At 53.5% G+C, this 17,600-nt stretch carries 16 protein-coding genes; 11 read left to right on the top strand and 5 right to left on the bottom strand.

What is annotated here, in order from left to right:
• The first annotated feature begins 305 nt into the window (after positions 1-305).
• The 4 genes from NO345_RS11730 (at position 306) to NO345_RS11715 (ending at position 6,707) form a co-directional block, all read left to right on the top strand.
• Complete coding sequence (locus NO345_RS11730) at positions 306-1,319, top strand: tyrosine-type recombinase/integrase (RefSeq protein ID WP_256299367.1); 1,014 nt, start codon at positions 306-308, stop codon at positions 1,317-1,319.
• Between the two features lie 310 nt (positions 1,320-1,629).
• Positions 1,630-4,419 carry a hypothetical protein gene (locus NO345_RS11725; RefSeq protein ID WP_256299366.1) on the top strand — a complete coding sequence of 930 codons (2,790 nt, stop codon included), beginning with the start codon at positions 1,630-1,632 and terminating at the stop codon, positions 4,417-4,419.
• Entirely contained in the window at positions 4,412-6,034 is a 1,623-nt protein-coding gene (locus NO345_RS11720) for a DEAD/DEAH box helicase (RefSeq protein WP_256288276.1), read from the top strand. The genes NO345_RS11725 and NO345_RS11720 overlap by 8 nt, the downstream gene beginning before the upstream one ends.
• Positions 6,024-6,707 carry a DNA methyltransferase gene (locus NO345_RS11715; protein WP_256288277.1) on the top strand — a complete coding sequence of 228 codons (684 nt, stop codon included), beginning with the start codon at positions 6,024-6,026 and terminating at the stop codon, positions 6,705-6,707. Before NO345_RS11720 ends, NO345_RS11715 begins: the two co-directional genes overlap by 11 nt.
• A 126-nt stretch (positions 6,708-6,833) precedes the next feature.
• Here the strand turns inward: NO345_RS11715 and NO345_RS11710 are convergent, their stop codons facing one another.
• Together NO345_RS11710 and NO345_RS11705 are read right to left on the bottom strand one after the other, a co-directional pair.
• Positions 6,834-7,166, bottom strand: coding sequence for a hypothetical protein (locus NO345_RS11710; protein WP_256299365.1), 333 nt, complete (start codon positions 7,164-7,166; stop codon positions 6,834-6,836).
• 6 nt (positions 7,167-7,172) lie between these two features.
• The gene (locus NO345_RS11705; protein ID WP_256288279.1) at positions 7,173-7,883 is read right to left on the bottom strand and encodes a winged helix-turn-helix domain-containing protein; all 711 of its coding nucleotides are present in this window, start codon (positions 7,881-7,883) and stop codon (positions 7,173-7,175) included.
• Positions 7,884-7,945: 62 nt separating this feature from the next.
• Here NO345_RS11705 and NO345_RS11700 point away from each other — a divergent pair, with 62 nt between their 5' ends.
• Together NO345_RS11700 and NO345_RS11695 are read left to right on the top strand one after the other, a co-directional pair.
• A complete protein-coding gene (locus NO345_RS11700; RefSeq protein WP_256288280.1) occupies positions 7,946-8,623 on the top strand; it encodes a hypothetical protein in 678 nt (225 codons plus the stop codon).
• A gap of 178 nt (positions 8,624-8,801) precedes the next feature.
• Positions 8,802-9,617 carry a Rossmann-fold NAD(P)-binding domain-containing protein gene (locus NO345_RS11695; RefSeq protein ID WP_248897103.1) on the top strand — a complete coding sequence of 272 codons (816 nt, stop codon included), beginning with the start codon at positions 8,802-8,804 and terminating at the stop codon, positions 9,615-9,617.
• A 30-nt stretch (positions 9,618-9,647) separates the two neighbouring features.
• Here NO345_RS11695 and NO345_RS11690 read toward each other — a convergent pair whose 3' ends face one another.
• The 3 genes from NO345_RS11690 to NO345_RS11680 all read right to left on the bottom strand — a co-directional run bounded on the left by NO345_RS11690 (position 9,648) and on the right by NO345_RS11680 (position 13,224).
• Positions 9,648-10,829 (bottom strand): site-specific integrase, encoded by a 1,182-nt coding sequence (locus NO345_RS11690; RefSeq protein ID WP_248897102.1) that lies wholly within the window; start codon positions 10,827-10,829, stop codon positions 9,648-9,650.
• A 41-nt stretch (positions 10,830-10,870) separates the two neighbouring features.
• Positions 10,871-12,175 carry a site-specific integrase gene (locus NO345_RS11685; protein WP_248897101.1) on the bottom strand — a complete coding sequence of 435 codons (1,305 nt, stop codon included), beginning with the start codon at positions 12,173-12,175 and terminating at the stop codon, positions 10,871-10,873.
• A gap of 488 nt (positions 12,176-12,663) precedes the next feature.
• Positions 12,664-13,224 carry a hypothetical protein gene (locus tag NO345_RS11680; RefSeq protein ID WP_256299363.1) on the bottom strand — a complete coding sequence of 187 codons (561 nt, stop codon included), beginning with the start codon at positions 13,222-13,224 and terminating at the stop codon, positions 12,664-12,666.
• Positions 13,225-13,815: 591 nt separating this feature from the next.
• Here NO345_RS11680 and NO345_RS11675 point away from each other — a divergent pair.
• The 5 genes from NO345_RS11675 to NO345_RS11655 all read left to right on the top strand — a co-directional run bounded on the left by NO345_RS11675 (position 13,816) and on the right by NO345_RS11655 (position 17,586).
• Positions 13,816-14,271, top strand: a complete 456-nt coding sequence (locus NO345_RS11675; RefSeq protein WP_256299361.1) for a hypothetical protein — start codon at positions 13,816-13,818, stop codon at positions 14,269-14,271.
• Between the two features lie 61 nt (positions 14,272-14,332).
• Positions 14,333-14,803 carry a CRISPR-associated ring nuclease gene (locus NO345_RS11670; RefSeq protein WP_256299359.1) on the top strand — a complete coding sequence of 157 codons (471 nt, stop codon included), beginning with the start codon at positions 14,333-14,335 and terminating at the stop codon, positions 14,801-14,803.
• Positions 14,803-15,840 carry a hypothetical protein gene (locus tag NO345_RS11665; protein WP_256299357.1) on the top strand — a complete coding sequence of 346 codons (1,038 nt, stop codon included), beginning with the start codon at positions 14,803-14,805 and terminating at the stop codon, positions 15,838-15,840. Before NO345_RS11670 ends, NO345_RS11665 begins: the two co-directional genes overlap by 1 nt.
• A gap of 382 nt (positions 15,841-16,222) precedes the next feature.
• Positions 16,223-16,492 (top strand): hypothetical protein, encoded by a 270-nt coding sequence (locus NO345_RS11660; protein ID WP_256299355.1) that lies wholly within the window; start codon positions 16,223-16,225, stop codon positions 16,490-16,492.
• A gap of 50 nt (positions 16,493-16,542) precedes the next feature.
• Positions 16,543-17,586, top strand: coding sequence for an HNH endonuclease (locus tag NO345_RS11655; RefSeq protein ID WP_256299353.1), 1,044 nt, complete (start codon positions 16,543-16,545; stop codon positions 17,584-17,586).
• Positions 17,587-17,600: the final 14 nt, after the last annotated feature.

Genomic DNA, 17,600 nt, shown 5'->3' with positions numbered 1-17,600 from the left:
ACTCGGAAAGAGGGATCCCGTCAATCAGCGATTGATTTTCTCCCTCCCGACCAGTTTGGTTGTACGCGAACTCCCGTGGAGAGCACCACTCAATCGATGATCGAACGAAAGCAAAAATGTACCCACTCGACCGATAATCGCCGCGCTGTCGGGCGATTATCGCCGCTCAAATCTATGGGCGCTGCAGGCCTTGGTCACGCGGCGTGACAACCCTTCCTTTTGGCTATTTCGAGCGTTGTAGCCGTTGGTTCGGAACGTGCAGTAGCCGGGACTCATGGGGTTCGCTTGACCGGAGAAGACCAACCATGAGTCTCGAACCAATCGACGCAGAAACCGCGCTCGAACTGTACCTTGCTGACAGAGGAAACGAATTATCGGAGGCCTCGCTGAAGGGCCACAAGTACCGACTCGGTCACTTCGTCCGCTGGTGTGACGAGGTAGAAGAGATACAGAACCTCAACACCCTTAGCGGCCGCCAGCTGCACAAGTACCGGCTCTGGCGGCGCGAGGATGGCGACCTGAACAAAGTCAGTGAGAAGACCCAGATGGATACCCTTCGCGTGTTCATCCGGTGGCTAGAGTCTATCGACGGCGTAGAACAGGACCTGAGTCAGAAGGTGCTGTCTCCAGCGATCACTCCTGATGAGAACTCTCGGGACGTAATGTTGGACAGTGACAGTGCTTCGAAGGTGCTCGCGCATCTGGAGAAGTACGAATACGCGAGCATCCAGCACGTCTCGATTGCCCTGATGTGGCACACGATGATGCGCGTCGGTGGTGTTCACGCACTAGACGTTGACGACTATGACTCAGACGAGCAGTGCATCAAGGTCCGTCATCGACCAGATACAGGCACCCCGATCAAAAACCAGGGAGAAGGTGAACGGATGGTCGCACTCTCAGACCAAGTCTGTGACCTCCTCGATGACTGGTTAGACGCCAAACGACCGTCGGTAACTGACGAGTACGGTCGAGAGCCATTGCTGGCCTCGCGGGAAGGACGGACGAACAAGACAACGTTGCGCGCCTACGTGTACCGCTGGACACGTCCATGTGTCTATAGCACCGAGTGTCCGCACGACCGCGGCCTCGGTGAGTGTTCGGCAGTAGAGCGGGATACTGCCTACCGTTGCCCGTCGAGCGTGAGCCCCCACGCCATTCGTCGAGGAAGCATAACCCACAGCCTGAACAGCGATATGCCGGACAAGGTCGTCAGCGACCGTGCAAATGTAAGTCAACGCGTGATCGAGCAGCACTACGACCGACGTACTGAACGTGAAAAGATGGAGCAACGAAGGGAATATCTGGATGATCTCTAGACAGGCTTCCTGGTAAACACAGTAGAATAGTGGACGAATTTTCTCATTTGTATAGGCTAGATCAACTGCATTCTAAAAGAACTCACTATTGGATAGCCGCCCCTTGATCTACGAAGGTTCAGATCTCCTCCAGTGACCTGACCCCGATGATCGTTCTGCATCAGCTAATTAGTCCGTATCTGCGTCTTTTCAAGCGATATCCGAAAGGTGAGAATCAAGGAAATGATAGCAGTCATTTAGGAGAGTGTAGTTACGGACCACGTTCAGGTTACAGCGAGGGTTTAAGTCGTAATCATTTGAAACGAAATCCGTGATTGATCGTTCCCGGAATCCGATAACCGCGTCAAGCATTAGTCTCTATATCGGTTTCGAGGAGTGCGCTAATTATCTTGTAAAGAGTATGGGGCCAGTCGAGGGGAAGGAGGAGGAATTGAGCGTCCTCCTATCGGAACACGGCGAGCGGTTCGAACAGGAAATCCTCTCACAACTCAAGTCGAATGCTGTCGCATTCATCGACGCCGAAAAGAAGGGCGAATGGGATCTCCCCGATGACTTCTCTGATTCCTTGAATACAATCCGTGAGAAGATCGATCAGGCTGCCACGACTGCACTTGAAGAAGACGGGATGGTTCTCGTATACCAAGCACCACTCCGCCGCCGTATCGGTGCTTGGCCCGTTACAGGGAACTCCGATCTCATTGCCTTCTGGCCCGAAGGCGACGGGCTACACGCCCATGTAGTGGAGATTAAGAGTTCGAAAGACACCCAGCCACACCACGAGGTTCAGGCCGCAGTCTACTCGTTGATGCTGCGTGACTATCTCTCTATTAGTGGCTTCGATGCGAACGTCGAAGCCGGGATCGTTCACCGCGATTCGGATGCCCTCGACGCAACTAATCCAAGCACATTCCCTAGCATCAACGATCTGGGGGTAGTTGAGGGTGACGTCAATCGCCTGTTGAGGGAGGGTGGGCGAATGGATGAATTAGCTGACGCTGACGATGTCCGCTATCGATTATCGGGCAAATGTAACTATTGCCTGTATAACGAGGATTGTTTCAAGCAAGCGGTTGGAGACCTTGATCTCGCCTTGTTAGGCCTTACAGAGGGCGAACAGCGAGTCCTCGAAGAGCATAGCATTGAAACCGTTGACGAACTCGCGTCGTTGAAACGCGCACCTCAAAACCCGAAACCATGGGAGTACCGAGAGTTGGACTCACTTCGTGAGGCAAAAGTGCAGGATCTGATGAATGAGCCGATTATCGGTGATGGACTTGACGATATGGTTCAAAACGCCCAGGGCGTACTTGGGGAACTCTACGAGGACCACCCACTTACCGAGTCGAAATCCTATCTTCGGACGCTGCAAGGAGCAGGAGATGGTACGCTACCGAAGGACCAACCGACTCAGAGCCAGTACGATAAGGGGGATATCGAGTACGAGCCGGGGGAGATGGTTCGGGTCTACCTGTATGTTAGGCAGGACTACATGCGTGATGCGGTTGGACTTGTAGCGGGCCGTGTCACGCGGACGAACTACGACGGCGACCCTGAGACCTTCTCCGAACTGTCAGAGTCACTTCCGGATGATGATGAGGAGAAACTTCGTGTAGAGCGTAAGTTACTGAAAACCTCGTTCCGCAAGTTGTTCAAGGCAATTCAAACGGTTGCCGATGGGCGAGACGAAGTCCCGATTCACCTCTATTTCTACACGCGAAGTGAGCGTGACTGGCTTGTGGAGGGGATTAAACGGCATATGCAGCGGTGGGATTCAGAAAGTCTCGGCGCGGTTCGTGATCTCCTCGGCCTCAGGCAAGCCATAGACCAGCCTATGGTCGGCATCCTACAGGACGAACTGCGAGAGCGATACGAGTTAAAATTCACGTCCACAGGGCTGCTACCAGTTCTTGAGGGAGCGTACTTCCACAACTGCACGTGTGGATGTGACGGTGGATTCACCAGATGGGAATGGAAGATTGAGCGCGAAGATAAGCCCGATATCGACCTATACAATACGTTCAAACCGAACTTCTTCAATTTCCGCCTGCCATTTAAGGAAACTGACGAGGGGTTCACGTTCCAATCGGTGCAGGATGAAGATGGCTGGTATCCAGTCCGCGCTCGATTCGACTCTCAATTCCCCTTGGAGTATATCTGGGCTGCGCAGGGGAAACTCGACCTCGACTGGGCTGGCGGTGATAAGCAAATCAACGAGATCCAGCAGTATCGCTGGCACGACGCAGACAAGCAAGATCGACGTATTACCCCGGACGACGTTGAACTACTGGGAGAAGAACTGTGTCGGGCGATAGAGCACGTTGAGCGCGCGCTCGGTTACAACAATGAACAGTACCACAACGCGTATCTCGGTAAAAAGCCTATTCCGCTACCCGAGTTGCCGTCGTTCACCCTAGGTGAGAGCGACCTGCGACAGGCATCGCAAGACTACATCGACCTAGAACACTTCTCACAGCGCCAAGAAGAGCTCAGACACTACGCAAAGTCACCGAGAGAAAGAGTCCGGACGGGCCGAACCGCAATAGTCCGTGTGAAACGGACTGAGCAGGTGGGAGAGAAGGAACAGATGCTGTATGGGGAGTTGGTTTACGACAGGCGAGAGTTCGCTAATCCAAGTGAGATTGCGAATTCGTGCCGTCTCAAGGGCTCGGAAGGGACGACATCGGGCAGCCGTCTGATAGCGAACCATGTTGAATGGAATGGTGAAAAGTATATGCACGAGGACAATAAGACGCCGCAGACTATCGAACAGGGTGTCCCTGTCGAGGTTGTGGATATCGATATTCCGGATCGAGAAATACAGATCCACTTGAGCGAATTTGCGCACGGGTTCCATCCCGGCAGTAACCAGTATACGGATTACGACTACGTCCGAGAACACCGAGCGTGGCACGAAGACAAACACAAAGCCGGCGAAAGGCCCTATCTCGTCCACTTCGCGCCCGATGACGTAATAATTCTCGATCCGCAGACCGACGAATGGACTGCTGAAAGCGGTCAAACAGTGTACAACAGCATCGAAGAGAAGGAAGTGCCGATCTACGAGTCGATGGAGCAGTTGATGGAGGGTAGTTATGAGTAGCCCCGCTGAGATTGAATTATTCAACCGAAGGAAAGCGAACGAATTCCTCTCGTGGATTGACGAGGAGACCCAATTAGATTCACCGAACGAGAAACAACGTCAGTTCATTCAGCGGTACGCAGAGCGATTTGCAGTACTTCAAGGCCCACCGGGTACTGGGAAGACGGTCACCCTCTCCTATGGTCTGCTAGCTCGCGCCTTCGCTAGGCTCGACGACAATGAAGACTTCCGCGGACTCGTCGTTGCCCCCTCCAATCGCGCAACGAACGCCCTCTTAGAGAAAACGGACGCGTTACTCCAGCAATGGAGGGCGAGTGGCCCACGGACGGACGACGACCCTCTAGATGATCTACAACTCGTCCGGGCAGTTAGCCGCGACGTTGATGTCCGTGAAGACCGCTACGACGAATCCCGGTTCGTCAACTACCATACGGACGAGGAAGCAATTTCGGAAATCAAGCGGGACCTGACGAGTGGGCAGAGCAGTCTCGATGCGTTCGGTGCTGGTGGAAGTACGAACTCAGGGATTCTGGTGTGCTCAACTCCTTCGGGAGGTTACAAGCTTGTTGAGAAGATCTATGACGACGGGACTGAACCCCACTTCGAACTATTAGCTGCTGACGAAGCGTCGATGATGCCGGTCCCAGATCTGTTAGTCCCGGGGGCCTCAACAACAAAGGGTGCACAGATCCTGATATCGGGCGATCACCGGCAGATGCCCCCGGTTCAACAGCACGACTGGGACCGGGAGGACAGGCGGATTGTTGAGGAGATCGCGCCGTTCCTGTCCACGATGGACTTTTTCCGGCTCTTCAGCGAAGATGACAACTTCAGCGGTGGTGAGAATCTGGAACTCGTGGATGTCCCAACTGGACAATTCGTCCCTATTGACCGTCTCGAAATTACGTACCGGTGTCATACTGTTGTCGCCGAGTTCCTCCGCCGACTCATCTACAGCGACGATGGCATCCGGTACCGCTCTGGGCTCAATCATCAGCTAGATGTCAAAGGGTCGCACCGGCCGGGAGTTCGCCGTGCAATGCACCCACGTTATCCCCTGGTGTTAATCGTCCATGACGAGCAGGAGAGCCAACAGTCAAACCCATTCGAGGCGGGTATCATTAGCAAACTCGTGGACGCCGCTGCAGACAAAGAATCGAAAGGTGTCGTGACGCCTCACAATGCACAGCGCGGCCGTCTCCGAACCAAACTCCGAGGGCGTGTCGATGATGACTCGGTAGACACGGTGGAGCGGTTCCAAGGTGGGGAGCGTGATCTCATCATCGTGTCAGCAACCGTTTCTGATCCGGACTATATCAGGCGTGAAGCAGAGTTCATTTTGAGTCCTGAACGCCTGAATGTGGCGATGAGTCGGATGAAAAAGAAGCTCGTACTGGTTGTCCCTCGTAGTCTGATTAATGTCATTCCCTCAGATAAAGAACAGTACAAGAGCGCGCGGAAGTGGAAGCGGATGTACGAAATCATCACTGAGGAAGCGAACAAAGAACCGTGGTCAGGGACGGTAAGCGAGATGATTGGCGAAGTGCCTGAGCGGTCAAGTGACGCAAGTTTAAATATATACACGGTAGCTAATTTAGCAACAGATGACGGATAGCGAAGAGAACGATGATCTAATCCTCTCTGCTTACAGAGCCGATAGTAGCGAACTCTTCCCCCGTATTCTCGATCTACATATTGAGGACGGCGCGCGCATCGCGGATGTTACACACGGCACAGGTGTCTTCTGGCAAGACATTGACCTCGAAAGCCGTGGTATGGAGCTGGTCACGTCCGATATCACACCGAAGACGGACGACCTTTCCATGATTGGCGATTGCTGCGCACTCCCCATTCAAGACAATAGTCTCGATTGTATGATCCTTGACCCACCATACGCTGAAGGGTACTATCGAAGGAACCGGGAACACATGGCTGGGAATGGGTCTCACAAGTCGTTCCGCGACACATATTCGGGAGGTCGAGCGTATGACGGCAGTGGGAAATACCACCAAGCAGTTCTTCAAACCTACTTTGAGGGGGGGCATGAAGCAAAGCGGGTGCTGAAACCGGATGGAACGCTGATTATCAAAATAATGGACGAGGTCTCGTCGAATAAGCAGGAACTTGCGCACATTCAAGTAACAAACTACTACGAAAGAGAATTGGATTTCTACACTCGTGACCTATTCGTTCAGATTCGGAAAGAGAAACCAACTGTCGTTGGGATGAACAAGCAAGTCCACGCTCGGAAGAATCACTCCTATTTCCTGGTATACGATATGCCGTAACCGTTTAACGCGGAACACAGTCTCTACGATAGAACGGACATGGGTGAAAATACACTAGTTCTTGGCATAGTGGAATCCACGGTATTCTAGGTACAAGTCACACCTTGATAGTGATGCTGACCTATTTTACTCTATATTGGCGACGTGTTCTTCGGGAGCATGATCCTCGATATAATTATCGAGTAAATTCCGCAGGTTCACAATGCTCTCCCAATCCATCATGATCTCCGACTCCAACCGATAGCCAACAGCGTTTGCCATTCCCTCGTCTTCTATCTCGATGTCAGTATCTTTTGAACTCCAAAAAGCCATCTGAACGATGTTTTGATCATCATCGTCCATTCGAAGGAGCGTCCCACGTGCAAATACACGTTGGAAATTTGGCTCATAGGATGTTAGAACTGGTGAATCCTCATCCGCAACGTGAATGTCCGTTCCGCTATGGTTCTCTTCTGACATAGTCACTTAGTAGGCCAGACTCGTCGTGTCTTGTCGATTCCAGTCGTTGTCTTTGTCCCAGCTGTCCTCCGATTGTTCACTCTCGAACGAGCCAGAGCTACTGACATCTACCCAGGCATCTGCGACGAGGATGTCGGCTTTGCTGGCTGCACCAGATGCTGGGGTTGCCTGTGTCGTCCCTTTGGAGGATGTGACATCTAAGTCATTGTCTCGTATTCGTGATTGGGCGGGGGCCGCAATCGACACGCCCTCTGGCGTTAACTGGATCGTCTCCTCGGTGAGCTCGATCCATCCAAACTCCGCCAATTCGTCGATGACCTCATCGTAGTGTTCGAGGACCTCTGAATGCTTCTCTACGTCCAAGGGTTCTGTGGGGCTCCCCTGGATATTTGCATGGGTATAGAGGTAGATGATGAGTTGCATGTCTTTCTGGTCACGGATGTCATGCAAGTTTTCCCCTAGCTGCTGTGGGACTACCCCGTCCTCGTCAATTGTGATTTTGGGACCAATCCGCCCGAGGGTTTCCAGCAATTGGACGTATTTCTGGGTAGTGGCCCACGAAAGGTCGGTTTTTTCCGCGAGCTCGTTGATAGAGATGGGGTCCCTCCGGGGGTAATTCAATGTCCAGGCCAGACGTTCTAGTGCTTCGGAGGGGTTTGTCCGACTCATTCTCATTACAATGAGAGGGGAGCGCAGGTCATAAATCTTGTCCATCATCTCAGAACTCCAAATACATGGGAACACGTGCTTTAAATAAGCAGTAACCATACGACTGAGGTGTGACGTGGGATGAGGAATCGGTTCTACAGGCTGCCGATACAGTGGGGTATGGAGGGGCCCTCTGGATTCTATATCTAGCCGAAGAGTCTGATGTGGGGATTGGAAAAACATCGAACTTTCACAGTGAGAAGGGGAGCGTGCGTTCATATGCGAAGTCAGAAGATTTAGACGATCCAGGCATTTCCGTTGTCAAAGATGGATTCCAGAATCTTTGTCGAAAGCCAGTAACGGACGCCAGTGGCAGAACCGACGTAATCAATAACGACGACAAAAATGCCGATCTACTCCGCTTGAGCAGACTAGGTATGACGCTGATGAAGACGGTGAATAGTGATGACAGGGTCCGAACTGCCCTCAAGGAATCAATAGGAATTGAAACAGGGGGCCTCCCAGATCCTTGGTGGCCTGGAGATGGGCCACGAGAAAATTATTCCGTCTATCTATACACTCATGCTGACCACTCGGTCCGAGAAGAGGAGGAAGTGGATATTAACGCATATGCTCGCTTTGAGTGTGCCTGTTGCGGAGAGGATGTTATAAACGAATTTCAATTAACTCTAGAAAATGGCGAGATCATCAATGAATGGGGCCGAAAGGTAACTACCCAATGTGAAGGGTGTGACACAGAGTTCGAACACTCTGTAGCCAACCCCCATCAAAAGCCGACGCCATTATAATATATTTGCGGAGGTGTGGGGATGTCAAATAGGCCATGGTGACCTCATTCTCACCTAAATGCGGGATATGGGAACAACGTCAAGTCCAGTTATTCAAATCTACCTGATTTCGCCATCTACCTACCCCCACCGCGAGGCCAAACCGTTTTGCTGTTTCTCGAACCACTTGCGGTCATTCATGCCCTCGGAACAGCCACGAACTCCCGAAGTCGAGGTCTCAGAAGATAGCGACTCTGGATTCAAAGTGAATATCTACGATGGTGAGTACCTGATCCAGGTTCGACCGGGCAAGAACGGGTATCAACTCAGTTTGGCATCGAAAACGGGGATGGGGGATGCGGCGTTTCTCCGAACGTATGGACGGGAGGAACGGTTCCGTGAATTGCTCGAAACAAAATTCGAGGCTATCGATTCGGATGCAGTATTCGAAGTTCTGGAAGAACATTTTGATGAAGAGGAGTATCGGATTGTAAATCTCAAGGAGAGCGTCAAGACATTCCACGGGCGTGGGGCAGATCTCTTCGTGGAGACAGGGGAGACGATCCCGACGTTGACCGATGATCGAGACTATCGGGACGACCAGTGGTCAAAGGACAAGACCTATCGAATCAGGATATGGCCAGCCAACGATCTGTGGGTCGAGGTCGTAGACGCCGATAATGGAGAACAGGTCGCTGACTATTGGCCAAACAGTCTTCTCGAAAACATCCGGAACGAAGAGAAGGACGACCACGACCGAGAGCGTGGTCCGACCTCTGTACCAGGTGTCCACGCACCCATAGGGTCACCAAGATTGGATAACGCACCTGTTGTGCACACTCACATCGACTGTACCCACTTAGAACAGCTTGAGAACACGCAATTCAATCCAGCGGGTGAGACACCTCCCAAAGTACCCGCCGGTGAATTCGGTAAGTTACCGCTTCGCTGGTGTTCTACATGCCGATATCGGGAGCCCACGCCTGATGAGATCCGTCAACAGTATAGACCCTGATCCGCGTGATCTCCTCAGCAGAACTAGCGATTAGTCGTGATTGAAACCCGAGTTGGGATCATCGTCGGCGTTCCGGAACTCGTCCTCGAAACGTTCGCGTTCTTCAGTGTCGTCCGGGAGGTCGTAATGGAGCTTCTGAACCCGCGGTGAGACATCGCACCGCTGCTCAATACCCTCCGCTGAGACGCCCCTATTCTTCTGATCGGTGATATACCCGCTCCGGATGTGGTGCGGGGCTCGACTACTGGGACACTTGAAGGCGGAGTTGTTCTTCTGCGCTGCTTCGCAGTCCTCGGGATCGCGGTCGTGTGGACAGTCTAAACCTACCGCGCACGGTCGAGTCCACTTGTAGGCGATCTTCTGTAGCGTCGACGGACTCATTCTCCCGTCACCTTTGGTGAGCAATGGTTCTCTCCCCTCCTCGTCAGTCGCGGGCGGTCTCTGATCATTGAGATAATCCTGAATGATCTCTGGAACATCACCGTAGAGGGTTATCTCCCGTTCGCTACTCTCGTCATTCTTGAGCGGTGTTGTTTCGTCGGTTTCGTACTGGAGAATCCGCTCCTCGTAGGCGAAGTCAGGCACATCACGGCCGATCAATCCACCTTTCCGAGGACCTGACTGACACAGTAACTCCATCGAGACATGCTCTACATCGGCGTACTCGTATTTCCGAAGGTAGTCCAGCGATGCTTTCGCTATCTCCGGGTCAAGCTTCTTCTCGTCGACACCTTCTCCCCCAGCATAGTCTATTTCCGGGATTTTGACGGACTTCTCGAAGCGAACCGGAGCCATCCGATGTTCGATCAGATACTGAATGAACTCGCGGAAGAGGTACATATCGTCGCTAAGCGTCGTGTCCGCTAATGGTTCGTCCCGCGGCAAGGACTCGTACTTCCGCCATTTATCGTATTGCTCAACGTCCTCACTCGTGAGGTCCTCGGTCGATTCGATGAGCGCCTCGTCTTTGAGGTACGTCTGGAGGTAGTCTAGTTTCCGCCTGTACTGTCCTGTTGATTCGACTTCTTCCAATTTCTTTTCACGGAACTCATCCAAGACCGCCTCCATGGGGCGGGACTTCAGTGATAACTCGGGAAATGAGTCCGCCATGTGGTCCACGACTGTGGACGCAATTTGTTCGAGTAATTCCTCTGGAGGATCACCCGAGAGGTGTTGTTTGAGGAACTCTACGTCGTCGAGATGGTCGGGCATTGGTTGGGATTGTTAGTTTGGAGTTTCGTGGTGGGCGCGTCTCACTTGAAATCGTCAAGTGAGCTGTCGAAGTCGGTGCGCGTGCTGTACTGTGTGTGGGCGTCGTCCGGTAGGATTCGACGGATGTGTTGCCTGAATAGGATGCGTCTGTACCGTCTCCGTTTCTCAGGAGTGAGGTAGAAATCCCGGACGGCTTTGGCATCGGTTGCGCCCTGCTCCTCGGCGATTTCACCCGCGGTTTCCAACAAGTCTGACTCTGCATCCGCCAAGATGTTGTAGTAGAAGGCTCGGCCGTGCTTCGGAGTACCCGCTTTACCGTCAACTTTCACGCCAGCTTTCCGGCACAAGTCTTTGAACCGCCGACGCATCTGTTTAGGGCTCAAGAACGACCGGTTCGGTGCGTCACTCGGGAAGAGGTACCCATTCCAGTTTGGTCGCTGTGCCCGTTCGTCGAGCAAGTTAGCGAGTGCATCGAGGCCGAACATGAGGGAAACTTGACCCTGTCCGTTCTTTCGGTCAGGTTCCTCGAATTCGATGTATGAATCGTGTACGTCGAGCGTGATCTGGTCCACATGGACGGCGGGGAGTTCCTTCGTGCGAACACCCCAGACGCAGTACCCAATTATCAGCATTCGCTCTTCGTCCGTCTCGGCGACGACCCACAGTCTCCGAATCTGGTCAGGCGTCAGAGGCGTCGAGTCAGACTGCCAGTCCCACCGGAACTCATCTTCAATGTTCTCCATCGGATCGTAGGCAATGCGGTCGGATCGGTCGAGCCACTCGAAGAATCGATGTGCAGCGCGCACGTGATGGTGGGTCGAATCGTCCGAGGTCAGCTCCTCTCGGAGGCTCTTGACGACCTCCTTGAAGGATTCGTAGACATCGGTCTTACGTCCGGGGTCGTTTGCTATGGCGAGGATTCTGTCATCGTCGTATTCGTTTGCGAACCGACGGAGAACCTCGTTGATCCGCGCACGCTGTGTCCGCGTCGTGGAGGGTCTCCAACCGCGACACTCGATGCGATCATCGAGGTATGCGTTAGCCCGTTCGATGGTAGCGACGTCGTCGATGCTCCATTCGTACTCTTCCGATCCGCCTGCTGAGGTGAGTAGAATGAAGAATTCGGGCGTTCCCATATCGTGTTTCTCACGGAGTACCCACCGGAGGTGCGAGTAGCCGTTATCGGTCAGCCATCGCACTGCCGGGTAATCCCGTGGTGATTGTTGGTGATCTGTTCTCCATTCTTCGAGGAGTTCTTCCCCGATTTCCTGAAGGGTAGCCAGATCGTGGCTCCAGTCACGATACCCTTCGGGTTCGTTTGAGTTGTCTTCTGGCCTGTTCGCCATATCTCCCCATTACGGTGGTGGTAAAATATCTCTTGTCAACATACAAATATGTATCTCGTGGGGATTTGTGGACGATCAAAATATGTATCACCGGCAAATTTTTAATACCAGCCCAAGAGGGCGGCGGTCGCACACCCAGTACTCACAGACCTCATAATTGCCCCTACGATCATCCCGAACGATAATCTCCAAACTCTGACACAATTGCACATGGCTGTGTTGAATTCTATGTCAAACCCGTTCGGTGTTCTGTAGTTCAACTGCGTCCCGTCGTCCAGATTCAGGAAAGCTGAAAACAGCCGTGTGTAATTCTATGCGTGCATCCCACTTCCGTCCTGCATTTTCCAATTATGTCATGTCACGATATATTATGATAAATATTCAGACAGGTCGGTTGTTACTGGGAGACTTGGTATATTGATGAGACGCCGATTCGACACCAATCTCACCGACAGTTGAACCGGGATGAAGGCATCCAGTGTTTAAGTTCAGACGGAATTGGCGTGATTATGGTATGTTCCAACGACATCTGAGGTGTCGTTCGTACTTGCTTCGTTACCGGCAGCCAGGATTTGGTCGTGAGTCACATTTGGGAGGGTTCCACAATCATACTCCCCCGCAGGATAGACGGAGACACAAGTTCCATTCAGCTGAGGATGGTGGGTGGCATACAACGGCTTCAGTACGAGTCGATCAGTGGTGAGTCTCTCATAGAGGGCGTTAGGCAGATCGCTGATGATGGTCACCCGCGCACTGCTTACATCGTCTGATTCCAGCTCATCGTTACTGACACCGGAGAGTGCAGAGGCACCCACCAATTCTAGCGATGGTCTTTCTATCGTATTGTTTGCAAGGACTGCCTTCTCATCCTCTTCGTGGTAGTACCACGCAACCTTAGCGCTTCGAACAGTATCCCATCGCTGGCTCCTGAATCCGACCTCACGCACGAGTCGTGCTGGAAGCTGAAACTGGTTTCTACCAATCACGGGACACCGAACTTCGGACGGGAACACTTCGTCAGACGATTCATCTTTCGTAGTCTTTGTCATCGGTCTAAACCCGTTAAATGGAACTCATGAATAAGAACCCTTGCCCCACACCAATGGATCCTTCTTAAACAAGAAGAGCTACAATCCGGTAAACCACGTGCTCAGAGCGTAAGTCTCCGAATTCAGTATAACTGTACTCGGGATCGATTGTCCGAGCGTTGGTGGGAACGATCTGAATGAAATCTTTGGAACCAGTAGACAGCCTCCGTTTTTGCGAAGATCCTGCTGCGATACCACTGCAGGACATCGTACCGAAGACAACACCATCACAGGTACTGCAGAGACCCACTAAGTCTTCGCTTTGCTCGGTTCCCCCAACCCGTCGTGTATATTGGGAATCGCGCTGGCCATCATCTGCGACAGACTCAGATGTTCGGCGGGATCTTGACTTGGTTACTACACGTCGTCTTCAATGGTCAATAGTGTGTGAGGAAATATACACCAGCTGGTTGTCGGACTCCAAACAGGGATTAACGAAAAACACCTAGGCGACATTCTATAACCGCTGACAAGCACCTTCAACGCGGAAGATACAGCGTTTTGCACTACTGGTGCAACAGTCTTTAAATACTCATCTGATAACGCACAGTCATGGTTAACGACTCCGAGAAACCCCTCGCTGCGGACGCGTCGGATGAGACAATCCACACCGAAATCAAAACCGATGTCCAACACGACGAACAAGGGAAGACACTGGCGGTACAGACGGTGGAACAGGGGAAGCGTCGATTGGATTGGAGGGTTGGGTTCAAGAACGGTTCGTTCGCTGAAGCGCATGATCTGTATTTCGACGAGGAGCTCCTACACAGCCCCACAGAACTTGGCGAAATTTCCGAGTGGCCAAGTGGCAAACTCACTGAAGAAAACGAGTTACTCCCACTGGAGGATATGGTGACCGACAGTGATGGCGACATACATCGAGAGTATGGAGACGCACAGGACGGTGTCGCACTGGCAATTCAAATCATCGAGAGTGAGGATCCACAGACGATTCTGAACGAGTGGTGGGAAGACATGAAAGAGATGCACGATAACGGGGCCCTGTGACAAGGGTATGCTGTCTTGAGGTGGGGAACACTATTGGAACTAGCGTGACTCTCGTCGAGTAATGGCCAACATTTGGGTGACTAACGGGACCCCTACGATGCCGGGGATTCTGAACCCGTTGACGGCTGCCTGTGACCAGGGATACGTGCCAGACGAGGTCTGGGTTCTGTCGAATCCCGGAGTCGCTGATTATGTCGCCGAGGCCACAGACAGGTTTGAGGTGATCATCGATGCATATGACGGGGATGCGGATGTCTCGGTACACGATCTAGAGCACGAGACTGACTTTCACGGTATCATCGGGTTTTACCGGTCTACTATCGAAGCTGCTCGGGATCAGGGAAACACGGTTGCTGTGGACGTGACCCCGGGTCGGAAGTTCATGTCCGCGATAGCCTTTCAAGCCGGGTTCAAATTCGACGCCGACCACGTCTTCTACTTCCACCGGAAAGCAGGGGGGTATTACGGACAGTACTATGCCGAAATCCCGCGGACGGCGACTGATTTGATCGATTTCAAGGAGGTCCTGTGATGCAGATTGAACGTCGCCGATTAGTGGTGCTGTTGAACGCACTGTACGACCAGGGCGTCGAATCGATCTCAGTGAAGCATCCGTGCGCAGACATCGGTGAGTTAGTGCAGATCTCCTTAGCGGATGATGGGCAAGCCACGGTCAGGTTCACGCAAGGCACGATGACGTACCAAGACAACCGTGATACGATCCCTGCGAAGTACGGTGAACCTGCCTTTGATGACCTGCCAGATGCCGAGACGTACACCCGCGCGGCCGTCGCCAGCGGTCACGTAACACTCGCTAATCACGACGAGGTTCAAGACTTCATTCAGCGGTACGGGTATGCAGATCTCGAAGCCGGCAACGACCCTGTCGTCGTCGGACTCGATGCGAATATTATGCCGTGGCGGCTACCAGAAGTACTGGGAATCGACAGTGAGACAGGCGACACTGATGAACGAGATCGACGACCAACGAACGGGTACGCACTCGCCACCGGCGTCAAGGAAGAACTGGATTGGCATTACAAGCAGTACAACACGCACGAACTGACCGAGGCGTTCGGGGAGGAATTCGCTCGTCTCGATAACCAGCCAGCCGGCTCCAATCGGGAAGGGTTCCTCGGGCTCTACGAGTATCGTCGCCTACGGACCGACCGAACAGTCGATGTCATCGAGTGTGACACCGGTGATGAGGCGATCATTTCTGCGTACCAGGAATTCAATCAGACCAGCCGGAAGCAAGCGGTACTATTCAGCAACGATTACGGATTCGTCGAGAGGAGCATCGATGCCAGCGTACCGGCACACCACGTTAAGTACCCTGTCGATATTCCGCGGAAGTCTACGGGATCGTGGACGCAAGCTGCTGAACTACTCCACTATCTCGCAATCATCTTCGGTGTGATTCAACTCCCGAAGGTCACCGTCTACGGCGTTTGGAACGGGAAAGACGGTCGTCACTGGCAACACGAACAACTCGACCTCGACTGTCGAAGCCCGAAAATCGAACCGCAACTGGAACGGGATCTCACCATTCTCGACGCAACGTATTGACGGGACGATGTGACCCTACGGGGTCGAACAGGAACGCTCGAACGCAGAGCAACCCTCCTCGACGCCGCAGGGCGTGACCATCCAGTCTCTGGTCGCACTCCCGATCACATCGATGTCTGACAACCCGAGCAATCCCGCCCAGCATCGGATACACCGACACCAGGTGAAGACGAGGACTACGTTGACGAATGGCGGGACGTACTTGCCGCTGTACTCACTCGTCTCGACGAACGAATCGAAGCATGCTGGACCGAGTAGTTGCCCAGTGCGGAAACGAGGTGTGCGGTTCTATAGAACGCTGCCAAGCCGAATACGACTCGGGCCAGGGAAACTGATTACTGGTATCCAGAGGTATAGAGCATCAATCCGAACACGAGAAACGATGAGAGTCACCGGGAACACGATCTACGAACACGACGAACACGGAGCGGTGCTCGTCATCGACGTTCACCACGTCTTCAACGAGTACGACCTCGAAACCGGAAGCGGAGAGCTTCACTCGCGCGTCGTTCGATACACCCCGGACTGGGACGACTACGGCCCGATGCCAGGAAGCATCCAAGCGACATCAATTGATGACTTCCGAGAACTACTGGGTGACGAGGTCAGAACGTTCGAACCGCTCGAACCGCAGGCTGAAACGGACGAGTAGCGCGTATCACGCAGGCATTTATGGACTGACAGACGTAATGCCGCGGTATCATGCAACACGCGTTTCGGGTCGGGAAACACTATCGTGATACTGGGAGTTACCGCAACTCGGAGGACCAGTTTCTGCGGTGGATCCGCGGCCCACTTGACAGCGGTATCAAAAACACGGGTGGGATCCGTGATCTCGGTGCGGATCGGTCGGATACGCCTGCAGCGCTCGTGCTCGTCTCCAACGACAGCGGCATCTCCCAGCACGACGACCCGTGGGAGGACACGCTCGCCGTCAACGCCGGCTACATCAGCTACTGGGGCGACGCAAAGGCATCGAACCCCTACGACGAGTCCGCGCAGAACCAGAAAATCAAGGCCGCCTTCGACAACGCCGCGGCCAGGCGGCGCGAGGACATCCCGCCCGTCCTCGTTTTCCGCAAACCGGAATCAGGCGTCGTTGAGTTCTGCGGGCTCTGCGTTCCCGACCACTTCGAAGTCCGCGCGTACCGTGCTGAGGACGGGACGCAGGTCCCGAACTACCAGTTCCACTTCTCGATACTCAACACCAACGCCGTCCCCGTCACGTGGCTGCACGAACGCGCCCAGCAGAACGACGACAGCGCGGCACCTGACGTCTGGCAACACTGGGTCCAGACCGGGGAGGTTGCCCAGTGGCCGACCGGCGAACTCCTCGATTCGAGCGGCCGGATCCGCCGCTACGAAACGTCCGAAATCACCGTGAGCGACGCCTTCCGTGCAGATACACTCGACCGCTACGACCACGCGTGCACCCTGACTGGCATTCGAGAAGACGAGTTGCTGGATCTCGCGCACATCCTCCCACGGAGTCAACATCCCGATCTCGCAGAACACCCAGAGAACGTCTTCGTGTTGAACTCACTGCACCACCGCGCGTTCGACGCTGCGCTGTTCACCATCGATAGCGACTACCGGATCCGTACCAGCCCGTCATTCGATCCAGCGCACCCGTTCCTCCGCGAAACCATTCTCAGCCGGGACGGCGAACAACTCGCATTCCCACCCGGCGCACAAGTCCAACCGTCGTTTCTAGAGGAACTCAATACTGGTCTCTCGTGGTTATAGTACTGAGTCTCTCG

The sequence above is a fragment of the Haloarchaeobius salinus genome (assembly GCF_024464185.1).
In the GTDB taxonomy this organism is placed as follows: Archaea; Halobacteriota; Halobacteria; order Halobacteriales; family Natrialbaceae; genus Haloarchaeobius; species Haloarchaeobius salinus.
This window is presented reverse-complemented; position numbering and strand designations above follow the sequence as displayed.